This window comes from Pseudomonas sp. EA_65y_Pfl2_P74 (genome assembly GCF_963970575.1).
GTDB lineage: Bacteria > Pseudomonadota > Gammaproteobacteria > Pseudomonadales > Pseudomonadaceae > Aquipseudomonas > Aquipseudomonas baetica_A.
In genome coordinates, this window is record NZ_CAXAOQ010000006.1 from 185,976 (window position 1) to 198,638 (window position 12,663).

The 12,663-nt window shown below is 57.5% G+C and carries 11 protein-coding genes; 4 read left to right on the top strand and 7 right to left on the bottom strand.

Going from position 1 to position 12,663, the window contains the following annotated elements; genetic code table 11:
- Positions 1-4: 4 nt before the first annotated feature.
- The 4 genes from crcB to AACY18_RS06640 all read right to left on the bottom strand — a co-directional run bounded on the left by crcB (position 5) and on the right by AACY18_RS06640 (position 4,867).
- On the bottom strand, positions 5-379 hold the full coding sequence (crcB, locus tag AACY18_RS06625) for a fluoride efflux transporter CrcB (protein WP_339464579.1): 375 nt from the start codon (positions 377-379) through the stop codon (positions 5-7).
- Positions 379-1,701, bottom strand: coding sequence for a replication-associated recombination protein A (locus AACY18_RS06630; protein WP_339434083.1), 1,323 nt, complete (start codon positions 1,699-1,701; stop codon positions 379-381). The genes crcB and AACY18_RS06630 overlap by 1 nt, the downstream gene beginning before the upstream one ends.
- A 57-nt stretch (positions 1,702-1,758) precedes the next feature.
- Positions 1,759-2,379 carry an outer membrane lipoprotein chaperone LolA gene (lolA, locus tag AACY18_RS06635; protein WP_339434082.1) on the bottom strand — a complete coding sequence of 207 codons (621 nt, stop codon included), beginning with the start codon at positions 2,377-2,379 and terminating at the stop codon, positions 1,759-1,761.
- 79 nt (positions 2,380-2,458) lie between these two features.
- Complete coding sequence (locus AACY18_RS06640) at positions 2,459-4,867, bottom strand: DNA translocase FtsK (protein ID WP_339434081.1); 2,409 nt, start codon at positions 4,865-4,867, stop codon at positions 2,459-2,461.
- Between the two features lie 536 nt (positions 4,868-5,403).
- On the opposite strand from AACY18_RS06640, the gene aat reads away from it, so the two are divergent.
- The 3 genes from aat to infA all read left to right on the top strand — a co-directional run bounded on the left by aat (position 5,404) and on the right by infA (position 7,180).
- A complete protein-coding gene (aat, locus tag AACY18_RS06645) occupies positions 5,404-6,084 on the top strand; it encodes a leucyl/phenylalanyl-tRNA--protein transferase (RefSeq protein WP_339434080.1) in 681 nt (226 codons plus the stop codon).
- A 57-nt stretch (positions 6,085-6,141) separates the two neighbouring features.
- Positions 6,142-6,849: an arginyltransferase gene (locus AACY18_RS06650; RefSeq protein ID WP_339434079.1), complete on the top strand. Its 708-nt coding sequence runs from the start codon at positions 6,142-6,144 to the stop codon at positions 6,847-6,849.
- 112 nt (positions 6,850-6,961) lie between these two features.
- Positions 6,962-7,180, top strand: a complete 219-nt coding sequence (infA, locus tag AACY18_RS06655) for a translation initiation factor IF-1 (protein ID WP_002553999.1) — start codon at positions 6,962-6,964, stop codon at positions 7,178-7,180.
- A gap of 809 nt (positions 7,181-7,989) precedes the next feature.
- Here infA and clpA read toward each other — a convergent pair.
- Together clpA and clpS are read right to left on the bottom strand one after the other, a co-directional pair.
- Entirely contained in the window at positions 7,990-10,260 is a 2,271-nt protein-coding gene (clpA, locus tag AACY18_RS06660) for an ATP-dependent Clp protease ATP-binding subunit ClpA (RefSeq protein WP_339434112.1), read from the bottom strand.
- 30 nt (positions 10,261-10,290) lie between these two features.
- Positions 10,291-10,674, bottom strand: coding sequence for an ATP-dependent Clp protease adapter ClpS (gene clpS / locus AACY18_RS06665; protein ID WP_016987405.1), 384 nt, complete (start codon positions 10,672-10,674; stop codon positions 10,291-10,293).
- Positions 10,675-10,898: 224 nt separating this feature from the next.
- Between clpS and AACY18_RS06670 the strand changes: the two genes are divergently transcribed.
- On the top strand, positions 10,899-11,186 hold the full coding sequence (locus tag AACY18_RS06670) for a cold shock domain-containing protein (RefSeq protein WP_339434113.1): 288 nt from the start codon (positions 10,899-10,901) through the stop codon (positions 11,184-11,186).
- Between the two features lie 76 nt (positions 11,187-11,262).
- Here AACY18_RS06670 and icd read toward each other — a convergent pair whose 3' ends face one another.
- The gene (gene icd / locus AACY18_RS06675) at positions 11,263-12,519 is read right to left on the bottom strand and encodes an NADP-dependent isocitrate dehydrogenase (RefSeq protein ID WP_221730380.1); all 1,257 of its coding nucleotides are present in this window, start codon (positions 12,517-12,519) and stop codon (positions 11,263-11,265) included.
- Positions 12,520-12,663: the final 144 nt, after the last annotated feature.

Below are 12,663 nucleotides of genomic sequence, written 5' to 3' on the forward strand. Positions count from 1 at the left end.
GTTATCAAAGTTTGGTCAAAGACAGGCCAGCCCACGTTGCGAGCAGCCCGCCGAATACGCTGAGCGCCGCATAGCCCAGGGCCAGCGGCACTTGCCCGCTTTCCAGCAGGCGCACCGTATCCAGTGAAAAGGATGAAAAAGTCGTCAGCCCACCCAGGAAGCCAACGATCAACCCGGCACGCAACTCAATCGGCACGTCCGGGCGGATCAAAAACAGGCCGTACAACGCGCCAATCAGCAGACAGCCCACGATATTAACGGCCAGCGTCGCGGTATAGAAGTGCCGCGGCCAATTGGCATTGATCCAATTGCCGGTAACAAAGCGCAACAATGTACCGGCGGCCCCGCCGATGGAGACCGCAACTATCAATGGAATCACTATTTTCTCCGCTGTCTTGGGCTTAAACGGTCGAGTTGGGCAAGGTGATTGAGCTTCTCGCCGATCTTCAATTCCAGGCCACGCGGCACCGGCTGATAGAAGGGAATCGGCTCGAGTTCTTCCGGGAAATAGTCTTCGCCGGCCGCATAGGCGTCCGGCTCGTCATGGGCATAACGGTATTCGTCGCCGTAGCCCAGTTGTTTCATCAGCTTGGTCGGTGCGTTGCGCAGATGCAGCGGCACCTCCAGCGAGCCGTTTTCAGCGGCCGCGCGCAAAGCGGTTTTGAAGCCCATGTACACCGCATTGCTTTTCGGTGCGCAGGCCAGATACGTAATGGCCTGAGCCACCGCCAACTCGCCTTCCGGACTGCCGAGGCGTTCTTGCACTTCCCACGCCGCCAGGCAAAGGCTGAGGGCACGCGGGTCGGCATTGCCGATATCTTCGCTGGCCATGCGCACCACGCGCCGGGCCAGGTACAGCGGGTCGCAACCGCCGTCGATCATCCGTGCAAACCAGTACAGCGCGCCATCCGGATTGGAACCACGCACTGATTTGTGCAGCGCGGATATCTGGTCATAGAACGCCTCACCGCCCTTGTCGAAGCGACGACGGGTGTCACCGAGCAGACTTTGCAGGAGTTCGATGCCGATCTCGCTGTCGTCTTCGGCCAGATCCGAAGCGTTCTCCAGGAGATTAAGCAGCCGCCGCCCATCGCCATCGGCGGCGGACAACAGCATCTGGAAGCCTTCATCGCTCAACGTCAGGTTGCGCTTGCCCAAGCCACGCTCTTCGCTGAGCGCGCGGTGTACAAGCTTGCGCAGCGCCGCCTCGTCGAGGCTTTTCAGCACGTAGACGCGAGCCCGCGACAACAAGGCGTTGTTCAGTTCGAACGAAGGGTTTTCGGTGGTGGCGCCGATGAAAATCAGCGTGCCGTCTTCAACGTACGGCAGAAATGCATCCTGCTGGGACTTGTTGAAGCGGTGCACTTCATCGACGAACAAAATCGTGCGCTTGCCGTACTGGCCGGCCTGCTGCTTGGCGATTTCAACAGCCTGACGGATCTCTTTGACCCCGGCGAGAACTGCCGAGACTGTTTCGAAGTGCGCGTCCGAGACTTCGGCGAGCAACCGCGCCAGCGTGGTCTTGCCCACGCCCGGCGGCCCCCAGAAGATCATCGAATGCAGGGCACCCTGCTCCAGCGCCTCACGCAGAGGCTTGCCGCGAGCGAGCACGTGCTCCTGACCGACATACTCATCCAGATTGGTCGCACGTAAACGCGCGGCCAGCGGCTGGGCAATCGGTGCACTGCGAAACAGATCCATCACGTACCGTTGAAACCTCTAGTAGATCTTGAGACCGATGATTGCTCCTGTGGGAGCTTATTCCTGAATGACGTCGGCACCTTTCGGGATGTCGAACTTGAACTTGGACGCCGGCACCGCTTCGTTGGCCTTCACCCCGGTAAACAGGATGTTGGTGCGCTGACCAACGCTGTCGATCAGTTGCATGTCATTGAGCAGACCGTTGCGGAACGACAGACGCAGGCTGTCGAACAGGGTGTCCTTGGTTTTCGGCTTGAGGGTGAAGTCGATCACGCCACCCGCCTCTTTCGCCGAGATGTCGAAGCTCTGGCTGATTTTCGACACGTCACCCGACAGCAGCAGCGCTGGAGTCTGGGTCAGACGTTCGTCGAGCTTCTTGATGGTGGCCTGTTCCAGATCCGGGTCCCACAGGGTGACTTTCTTGCCGTCGGAGACCATGGTCTGCTCGGCCGGCGCATTGGTGTGCCAGTAAAACAGGCCCGGGCGCTGCAGGGTCATGTCACCGGTGGTTTCCTGCAACTGAGTGCCGCTGCCGTCGAGGGTCAGTTGCGAGAAGTTAGCAGTCAGGGTCTTGGAGGTTTCCAGCAATTGGGTCAGACGAGCCACGTCCTTGTCATCGGCGTGGGCCGTGAGTGTGGTCAAAGCCAGTACTGGCAACAGCATGCGGATAAGACGCATGGGAGTCCTCTTGAATACTCGTTGGGAGGGGACGGCGCATCATTGCACCGTCCTTTTGTTAGTCATCAGGGGCGCTGAATCAGTCGCGTACCGGGCCCGGAGCCAGGACTTCACGCGACCCATTGGTGTTCATTGAAGTGACGACACCGGCCATTTCCATGGCCTCGATCATTCGCGCGGCGCGGTTGTAGCCGATTTTCAGCTTGCGCTGCACCGCGGAAATCGATGCGCGGCGGCTTTCGAGGACGAACTGAACCGCTTCGTCATATAGCGCATCGGCTTCCGGATCATCGCCGTCGCCACCACCGCTGCTGCCCTCAAAGCCGCTGCCCGCCTCTTCGACACCGTTGAGGATGTCGTCGTTGTACTCCGGTGCGCCGCGCAGTTTCCACGCTTCAACCACGCGGTGTACTTCATCGTCGGAAACGAACGCGCCGTGAACCCGAATAGGCAGGCTGGTGCCCGGTGGCATGTAGAGCATGTCACCGTGGCCAAGCAGTTGTTCGGCGCCGCCCTGGTCGATGATGGTCCGCGAGTCGATCTTGCTCGACACCTGGAACGCCATACGCGTCGGAATGTTGGCCTTGATCAGACCGGTGATCACGTCCACCGAAGGCCGCTGGGTCGCAAGGATCAGGTGAATACCCGCGGCACGCGCCTTCTGCGCGATCCGGGCAATCAACTCCTCAACCTTCTTGCCGACGATCATCATCATGTCGGCGAATTCATCGACGACCACGACGATGGTCGGCAGCTTGCTCAGCAGCGGCGCTTCGTCATGAATGCTTTCACGCTTGTACAGCGGATCGCTCAACGGCTCTCCGGCATCCTGCGCTTCCTTGACCTTGGCGTTGAAGCCGGACAGGTTACGCACGCCCATCTTCGCCATCAGCTTGTAGCGACGCTCCATCTCCGCGACGCTCCAGCGCAGGGCATTGGCGGCGTCCTTCATGTCGGTGACCACCGGGCAGAGCAAATGCGGAATGCCTTCGTAGATCGACAGCTCAAGCATTTTCGGGTCGATCATGATCAGTTTGGCGTCTTCCGGGCCGGACTTGAACAGGATCGACAGAATCATCGCGTTCACACCCACCGACTTACCGGAACCGGTGGTACCGGCTACCAGCAAGTGCGGCATCTTCGCCAGATCGGTAATGACCGGTTTGCCGCCGATATCGTGACCCAACGCCAACGTGACCGGCGATTTGAAGTTGTCGTACTCAGGCGTCGACAGCACTTCGGAGAAGCGCACGATCTGCCGGTCTTCGTTCGGGATCTCGATACCGACCGTGGTCTTGCCCGGAATGACTTCGACCACACGCACACTGGTCACGGCCAGGGAGCGCGCAAGGTCTTTCGCCAGGTTGGCGATGCGGCTGACCTTGACGCCGGCGGCGGGCTGAATTTCATAACGGGTAATCACCGGGCCCGGGTGAATCGAATCCACGGACACCTCGACACCGAACTCCTTGAGTTTGATCTCCAGAAGGTGGCCGACCGCAGCCAGGGACTCCGGCGAGTAATTGAGTTGTTTCTTTTCCGCCGGGTCGAGGATCGAGATTGGCGGCAAAGTGCCTTCCACGGCGCTGTCAACGAACAACGGCGCCTGCTTCTCTTTCTGCACACGCTTGCTTGGCTCCGGCGCCTTGACCGGGGCTGGCGCGATGACCGGCGGCACCTGTTTCTCGCGCTCGGACATGTGTTTGCTCAGGGCCTGCTCGCGTTCGATCAAGCGCTCTTTGACCTTGGCCTGCTCACGTTTGTCGGTGACAGTCGGAGCAACGACATCATGGACTCGGTCATCGACTTCACGCAGTTGTGCAACCAGTTGCTTGCGTTCGGTGCGCGCCGACCACCAGCGGTTGAGCGCGCCCTGAAACAGCTCGAACAGGTCGAGGGTGATCTTGCCAGTGATGTCCATCACCTTGAACCACGACAAGTCGGTGAAGACGGTCAGGCCGAACAGAAACAGCGCGATGAACAGCAGCGTGCTGCCCTGGATATTCAGCGCATTCTTCGCCAGATCGCCGAGACTCTCGCCCAAGGCACCGCCGGCACCGGCCGGCAGACCGGTCGCGGCGTGAAAATGGATGTGTGCCAGCGCAGCGCCGGACAACACCAGAAACACCAGACCGATCAGCCGCCAGGAGAACAGCCAGCCGCTCCACTGCCACTGCTCGTGGCGCTGACGGAAGATCTGATAGGCCTTGATCGCCAGTAGCAAGGGGAAGATATAGGCAAAATAACCGAGCACCATGAACAGGATATCGGCGCTGTAAGAGCCCGCCGGGCCGCCGAAATTCTGTACGTCGTCGATCTTGCTGTTGTGGCTCCAGCCCGGATCGTCCTTGCCGTAGGTCAGCAAGGCCATCATCAGGAACAGGCACAAAGCGCCGATGGCGATCAATGCACCTTCCTTGAGCCGGTAGTGCAATTGCTGGCGCCAGAGCGGAACGACTGTTTTTGGTGCTTCGGTGGATTTCTTCAAAACGCTTCTTTTCCTGCGCCCAAGGCGCGTCCATCTATTGAATGACGATAAAAAACTGCCCAATCCAGGCAGGTGAAAAGTTGACGAGCACAACTGAGACTACTTTTAACATTGCACTGATGCTTTCATAAACACAGCCATAAGCATCGCACGCAGCGAATATTCTGTAACAGCCCGGCATTGTACGGGTTTGTGCGTCTGATGCCATGCTTCAACGCCCAGGTTTGAGCATAGCCAAGCGTACAGAACCTGCGATTCAATTTGAGCATGCATTGTCTTTTGTGACAAAGGCTTATGAGGTGTATTTGATGAACATAGCGAAGCATTGCCACCCACACCTCGCAACCTGTCACTGACTGCCCGTCAAGCCTGTTGCATGCCCGACCACGCCGCTCGCTTACGACCGCATCAAGCTTGCCAAGTTGCAACACTGCAAACGTCAGGCAGGATCGGCACGACATTCGCGCCATTTAGCGGCACACTTTAGCGCGGGCTAACAGCCCACATCACCCTCCCCTTCTGCAAGCCTGGATGCCATGCTGACTTGGTTACAACGTAATTCCCTGACTTTTCCGCCGCTGGAAAAGGCCATGCGCGACCCCAATGGACTGCTCGCCGCGGGCGGCGATCTGTCCGCCGATCGCCTGATTCAGGCTTATCGTCATGGCTGCTTCCCATGGTTTTCCGAGGGCCAGCCTATTCTTTGGTGGTCACCAGACCCTCGCACCGTGCTATTTCCCGACGAACTGCATGTCTCGCGCAGCCTCGGCAAATTACTGCGCAAAGCACGCTACCAGGTCACCTTCGATCAGGACTTTGAGGCGGTGATCCACGCCTGCGCCGCCCCACGGGACTATGCCGATGGCACCTGGATCACCGAAGCCATGCAGGAGGCCTACATTGAATTGCATCGGCGCGGCTTCGCTCATTCAGTGGAAGTCCGGGATCAGGGCAAACTGGTCGGCGGCCTGTATGGCTTGGCGATGGGACAGCTGTTTTTTGGTGAATCGATGTTCAGCCGCGCGGATAACGCCTCCAAATATGGCTTTGCCACCTTGGTGCAGCACCTGAAGGACTCGGGTTTTGTGCTGATCGACTGCCAGATGCCGACCGATCATCTGCACAGCCTTGGCGCCCGGGCGATTCCCCGCCACGAATTCGCGGAATATCTGGCTCGGCATCTGGATCAGCCCAATGATGCGACCTGGGTTTGCTGAGCGACTTTTGCGCGCGTGGCTTACACTTAATTCACCAGCTTACCCCGAGGGTTGATCATGACCGAGTTGGCGCGTTTGAAGTTCTATGCCACTCAGCCCCACTCTTGCAGTTATCTGCCCGAGGAGCAGGCCACGACCCTGTTTCTCGATCCGAGCCAGCCCATGGATGTGCATGTTTACGCAGATCTGTCGGAAATGGGCTTTCGTCGCAGCGGCGATCATCTGTATCGCCCCCATTGCCAGAATTGCAATGCGTGCGTGCCTGCACGCATTCCGGTGGCGCTGTTCACCCCCAATCGTCAGCAAAAGCGCATTTTCAAGCGCAACGCCGATTTGCAGGTTCATCCGGCCAAACCCAAATTCAGCGAAGAATATTTCGACCTGTACCAGCGCTACATCGAACAGCGTCACGCTGACGGCGACATGTATCCGCCGAGCCGCGATCAATTCTCCACGTTTCTGGTTCGCGACCTGCCCTTCTCGCGCTTTTACGAATTTCGTCTCGACGGACGGTTGCTGGCGGTGGCAGTGACCGATTTGCTACCAAACGGCTTGTCAGCGGTGTACACCTTCTACGAGCCCGCCGAAGAGCGCCGCAGCCTGGGCCGCTTCGCCATCCTGTGGCAAATTGCCGAAAGCCAACGCATGGGGCTTGAGGCGGTTTACCTGGGTTACTGGATCAAGAACTGCAAAAAGATGAACTACAAGACCCAGTATCGCCCCATCGAACTGCTGATTAATCAGCGCTGGGTGATCCTGAACTAAACCCAAACCCTAAACCCCTTGGCGTAAACGCCATTTTTCGGGCACAATGCACGCCGCTTTTGCCTGGCGCAGTTGCACCGGGCCATTCATTGGATACCGAGGGCTTTACTGCATGTCGAAAGAAGACAGCTTCGAAATGGAAGGCACTGTCGTCGACACCCTGCCCAACACCATGTTTCGTGTGGAGTTGGAAAATGGGCACGTCGTAACCGCGCATATTTCCGGCAAGATGCGCAAGAACTACATTCGTATTCTTACCGGTGACAAAGTGCGCGTCGAGCTGACGCCCTATGACTTGAGCAAAGGGCGCATCACTTACCGCGCTCGCTAATCAAGTCAATACAGAACGCCCGGTTTATGCCGGGCGTTTTTGTGTCTGCACTTTAATGGTTTTGTGTGTATATCCGCTGCTGCGGATCCCTTTTTCAAACGCCGGAGTGCCGGCCCAGCAAAAAAACACCAAAAGGCTTTGCCCCTGACGCACGGCACTTCGCTGAGACTCAGTGCTCCCTCGCTACGGTTGAGCAACAGATCAAAAGATCGCAGCCTTCGGCAGCTCCTACATGGGGACTGGGTGTGTTCAGTGAAAATTCGGTGGCTGGTAAGCCGTCTTCGCCAGCAAGCTCGCCCCCACAGCTGGATTGGGCGCGATTAGTCAGAGATGGTCGGCTCGCAGGCCGCCATCGCTGGCAAGCCAGCGCCCACAAAAAACCAACAGCAAACAGCGCCCGCTTTTCACTGCTCAACAGGATGAGCGTTAGCTCGGCTGCAGTTTTTGATCTGCAAGGCGACGTCGGAAGGCTGAGTGGAGGGATTGATCCGGGGGTGGGAGCGCAGCGACCGTTTGGCGAAGCCAAACACAGCGAGAGGAGGTGCAGCGAAGCAAACCGTAGGCGCTGCGCCCGGATCGATCCCGGAGCGAAGGAACCCCGAGCCCCAGCGAGCGGGCCGAACGTAGGAGCAAGCGTTTTTTGCTTACTTTTTTTGGCGTTTGAAAAAAAGTGAGTCGCCGTAAGGGCGAAACCGTAATAAGCCATCACCGCAGCAACGGATATTCACCCAAAACCCAAAAACCCCACCCCCCCCCCAAAAAAAACAAAAAAGGCGCCCGAAGGCGCCTTCCCAATCAACACCAAGCCGTCAGGCCATCTCAGCCGTGGTTTCGAAGTCAAACGTCATTTCACCGTCCTTGATGTCGATGTGAACCACACCGCCATGCTCGGCCAGCTCGCCAAACAGAATCTCCTCCGCCAGCGGACGCTTGATCTTGTCCTGGATCAGACGCGCCATCGGACGAGCGCCCATGGCAGAGTCGTAACCACCCGCCGCCAGCCAACTGCGCGCCGCATCGGTAACTTCCAGCAGCACACGCTTGTCTTCCAACTGCGCCTGAAGCTCGGTAAGGAACTTGTCCACCACACTTTTGATGACCTCATGACTGAGGCGACCAAACTGGATAATGGTGTCCAGACGGTTGCGGAATTCCGGCGTGAAGCTCTTCTTGATCACTTCCATCGCATCGGACGAGTGGTCCTGATGGGTGAAACCAATCGAAGCACGAGCTGCCGTTTCGGCACCAGCGTTGGTGGTCATGATCACGATCACGTTGCGGAAGTCCGCTTTGCGCCCGTTGTTGTCAGTGAGCGTACCGTGGTCCATCACCTGCAGCAGCAGGTTGAAGACTTCCGGGTGCGCCTTCTCGATTTCATCGAGCAGCAATACGCAATGCGGCTGCTTGGTGATCGCTTCGGTCAACAGACCGCCCTGATCGAAGCCGACATAACCTGGAGGGGCACCGATCAGACGCGATACGGTGTGACGTTCCATGTATTCGGACATGTCGAAGCGAACCAGTTCGATCCCCAACGCCTTGGCCAGTTGCCGCGCGGCTTCGGTTTTACCGACACCGGTAGGCCCTGCGAAAAGGAACGACCCCACCGGTTTATCAGGCGACTTGAGGCCGGCACGGGACAGCTTGATCGCAGTGGACAGCGAGTCGATCGCCGCATCCTGACCAAACACCGTCAGCTTGAGGTCACGCTCCAGGTTACGCAGCAGTTCCTTATCGGAACTGGTGACGTGCTTCGGCGGAATACGCGCGATTTTCGCCACGATATCTTCAACCTGCGGCACTTCGATACGCTTGACGCGCTTCTCGACCGGTTGCAAACGCTGGTAGGCACCCGCCTCATCGATCACGTCGATGGCCTTGTCCGGCATGTGTCGATCATTGATGTAACGCGACGCCAGTTCAGCGGCGGCACGCAACGACTCATCGCTGTACTCGATGTTGTGGTGCGCCTCGAAACGACCCTTCAGGCCGCGCAGGATACCGATAGTGTCTTCCACCGACGGCTCGACGACATCGACCTTCTGGAAGCGCCGCGCCAAAGCACGATCCTTCTCGAAGATGCCGCGAAACTCCTGAAACGTGGTCGAGCCGATGCAGCGAATATCGCCAGACGACAGCAGTGGCTTGAGCAGATTCGAAGCGTCCATGACACCACCGGACGCAGCGCCAGCACCAATGATGGTGTGGATCTCGTCGATGAACAGGATCGCCTGAGGACGCTTTTTCAGCTCATTGAGCAACGCCTTGAAGCGCTTCTCGAAATCACCGCGATACTTGGTGCCCGCGAGCAGAGCACCGAGATCGAGCGAGTAAACAACGCTGCTGGCCAACAGATCAGGGACCTGGTTGTCGACAATGCGTTTGGCCAGGCCTTCGGCAATCGCGGTTTTACCCACGCCAGCCTCGCCGACCAACAGCGGATTGTTTTTGCGCCGCCGCGCCAGGATCTGCGCGACACGCTCGACTTCCGACTCACGGCCGACCAGCGGATCAATCCGCCCCTGACGCGCGAGTTCGTTGAGGTTGCTGGCATAAGCATCCAGAGGATTGCCTGAAGAAGAAGACTCACCGCCCTCGTCGTCCTGCATGTCTTGCTCACCTTCAGAGTGATCGCCATGCCCCGGCACTTTGGAAATGCCGTGAGCGATGTAGTTGACGACATCGATGCGCGCAACGCTCTGCTGTTTCAGCAGAAACACGGCCTGACTCTCTTGCTCACTGAAGATTGCAACCAGCACATTGGCGCCAGTCACTTCGCGTTTGCCCGAGCTCTGTACGTGAAAAACAGCACGCTGCAGTACACGCTGGAAGCCCAGGGTTGGCTGGGTTTCGCGATCTTCGTCATGAACGGGGATCAATGGCGTGGTGGAGTCGATGAACTCCTGCAGGTCATGCTTGAGTTTGTCGAGGTTTGCGCCGCAGGCACGCAAAACGGTGGCGGCAGCCTCATTGTCCAATAAGGCCAACAGGAGGTGTTCGACGGTCATGAACTCATGACGCTTCGAACGAGCCTCCTTGAAGGCAAGATTGAGGGTGACTTCGAGCTCGCGGTTTAACATAGCTTCACCTCATACCCAAGTGGTCGGCGATTAACCGTCCTTCTCGATTTCACAGAGTAGCGGATGCTGGCTTTCCCTGGCGTACTGGTTGACCTGCATGGCCTTTGTCTCGGCGATGTCGCGGGTAAACACTCCACATACTGCCCGCCCTTCTGTGTGGACGGCCAGCATGACCTTGGTCGCCAGCTCGCGATTCAGGTTAAAAAACACCTCGAGCACTTCGACGACGAAATCCATCGGTGTGTAGTCATCGTTGAACAAAACCACCTTGTACATCGGCGGCGCCTGTAACGCAGGCTTTGCTTCCTGAACAGCAACGCCTGCCGAATCGTCGTCGTGCTCCTCTGGAAGATCCTTTTGGAGAAGCGGGCGATCCTGATTGAATGTTAGTCGAATCTGGCTGATTGCATGCATGGAAAGAAAGGTTCGTCAGTTGTGCAAATACAGTGGTGGGGGCGGCTGTACACGTTTTCAACTCCGACTGCCCGGTCACCTTGACTATCGGGAAAACGGTGTTACAACCAATAGAGCCCACAGTGGGTAAAAAAGATCCGCGGAGTCAATCCTTTTAACGGATTAGATTGCGGATGTCCTGGATGATACTCCAGCGTTGGAGTCTGTTGCAGAGGGATTTGAGCATGGCTGTCGGCAAGGTGAAATGGTTCAACAATGCCAAGGGGTTCGGGTTCATCAATACCGACGCCCGTGAAGGTCTAGACGAGGCTGGCAAAGATATTGATTTCTTTGCGCACTACTCCGCCATTGAAATGGACGGGTATAAAACCCTCAAGGCTGGGCAGGCCGTAAGCTTCGTGATCGCTCAGGGGCCCAAAGGCCTGCACGCGGTCAATATTACAGCGGTCGTAGCCACAGAAGAAAAAGAAACAGTCCCGGACACCTTTCGAGAACAAAAAGTTACCAGTTGACGCGTCAAAACCTTCAGCCATAAAAAACCGCCCCTCTATTATCCGAGAGGGGCGGTTATTTGCATGCTTGCAGTTCTTACATATGCGAGATCAGCGCATCACCGAAGCCCGAAGACGACACCAGTTTGGCCCCATCCATCAGACGCTCGAAGTCATAAGTCACGGTCTTGGCACTGATGGCGCCGTTGGTGCCCTTGATGATCAGATCCGCCGCTTCGGTCCAGCCCATGTGACGCAGCATCATTTCCGCCGAAAGAATCAGAGAACCCGGGTTGACCTGATCCTTGCCGGCGTACTTCGGCGCAGTACCGTGGGTGGCTTCGAACATCGCTACGGTGTCGGACAGGTTAGCGCCCGGCGCGATACCGATACCGCCCACTTCCGCCGCCAGAGCGTCGGAGAGGTAGTCGCCATTGAGGTTTAGGGTGGCGATCACATCGTATTCGGCCGGGCGCAGCAGGATCTGCTGGAGCATGGCGTCGGCGATGGCATCCTTGACGATGACGTTCTTGCCGGTTTTCGGGTTCTTGAACTGCATCCACGGACCGCCGTCGAGCAGGGTCGCGCCGAACTCTTCGGCGGCCACTTCGTAGGCCCATTCCTTGAAGGCACCTTCGGTGAACTTCATGATGTTGCCTTTGTGCACGATAGTCAGCGAATCGCGGTCGTTATCGACCACATACTGCAGCGCCTTGCGCGCCAGGCGCTTGGTGCCCTCGAGGGAAACCGGCTTGACGCCGATACCGCAGTTTTCGTCGAAACGGATCTTGGTGACGCCCATTTCTTCTTTAAGGAATTTGATGACCTTGGTGGCTTCCGGCGAACCGGCCTTCCACTCGATGCCAGCGTAGATATCCTCGGAGTTCTCGCGAAAGATGGTCATGTCGACGTCGCCAGGCTTTTTCACCGGGCTTGGCACACCTTCGAACCAGCGCACCGGACGCAGGCAGACGTACAAATCGAGTTGCTGACGCAGAGCCACGTTCAGCGAGCGGATGCCGCCACCGACCGGGGTGGTCAGCGGGCCTTTGATGGAAACCACGTAATCCTTGACTGCGTCGAGCGTTTCCTGAGGCAGCCAGGTGTCCTGATCGTAAACCTGAGTGGCTTTTTCCCCGGCGAAGACTTCCATCCAGGAAATCTTGCGTTTGCCGCCGTATGCCTTTTGAACTGCAGCATCGACAACCTTGATCATCACCGGACTGATGTCAACACCAATGCCGTCACCTTCGATGAAGGGGATGATCGGGTTATCTGGAACATTGAGAGAATGGTCTGCATTGACGGTGATTTTGTCGCCGACGGCTGGAACCTGAATCTTCTTGTAACCCATGCTGAACTCCATTGTTTGGATTGAACATCTGGCTTGGTTCGAGCGTAACCCAGTTAAATCAACACGCAAACCCTCTGTTCAAGGCGCAGGCACATCTCGTTTCGTACAACCCTGAAAGCAAAGGGAAAAGCGCCAAACTCAAGC

What these genes read in the sequence shown, in the direction of transcription:
- AACY18_RS06630 (WP_339434083.1), bottom strand. Translation starts at nt 1,701, where the DNA reads ATGGATCTGTTTCGCAGTGCACCGATTGCCCAGCCGCTGGCCGCGCGT.
- lolA (WP_339434082.1), bottom strand. Translation starts at nt 2,379, where the DNA reads ATGCGTCTTATCCGCATGCTGTTGCCAGTACTGGCTTTGACCACACTC.
- aat (WP_339434080.1), top strand. Translation starts at nt 5,404, where the DNA reads ATGCTGACTTGGTTACAACGTAATTCCCTGACTTTTCCGCCGCTGGAA.
- AACY18_RS06650 (WP_339434079.1), top strand. Translation starts at nt 6,142, where the DNA reads ATGACCGAGTTGGCGCGTTTGAAGTTCTATGCCACTCAGCCCCACTCT.
- infA (WP_002553999.1), top strand. Translation starts at nt 6,962, where the DNA reads ATGTCGAAAGAAGACAGCTTCGAAATGGAAGGCACTGTCGTCGACACC.
- clpA (WP_339434112.1), bottom strand. Translation starts at nt 10,260, where the DNA reads ATGTTAAACCGCGAGCTCGAAGTCACCCTCAATCTTGCCTTCAAGGAG.
- clpS (WP_016987405.1), bottom strand. Translation starts at nt 10,674, where the DNA reads ATGCATGCAATCAGCCAGATTCGACTAACATTCAATCAGGATCGCCCG.
- AACY18_RS06670 (WP_339434113.1), top strand. Translation starts at nt 10,899, where the DNA reads ATGGCTGTCGGCAAGGTGAAATGGTTCAACAATGCCAAGGGGTTCGGG.
- icd (WP_221730380.1), bottom strand. Translation starts at nt 12,519, where the DNA reads ATGGGTTACAAGAAGATTCAGGTTCCAGCCGTCGGCGACAAAATCACC.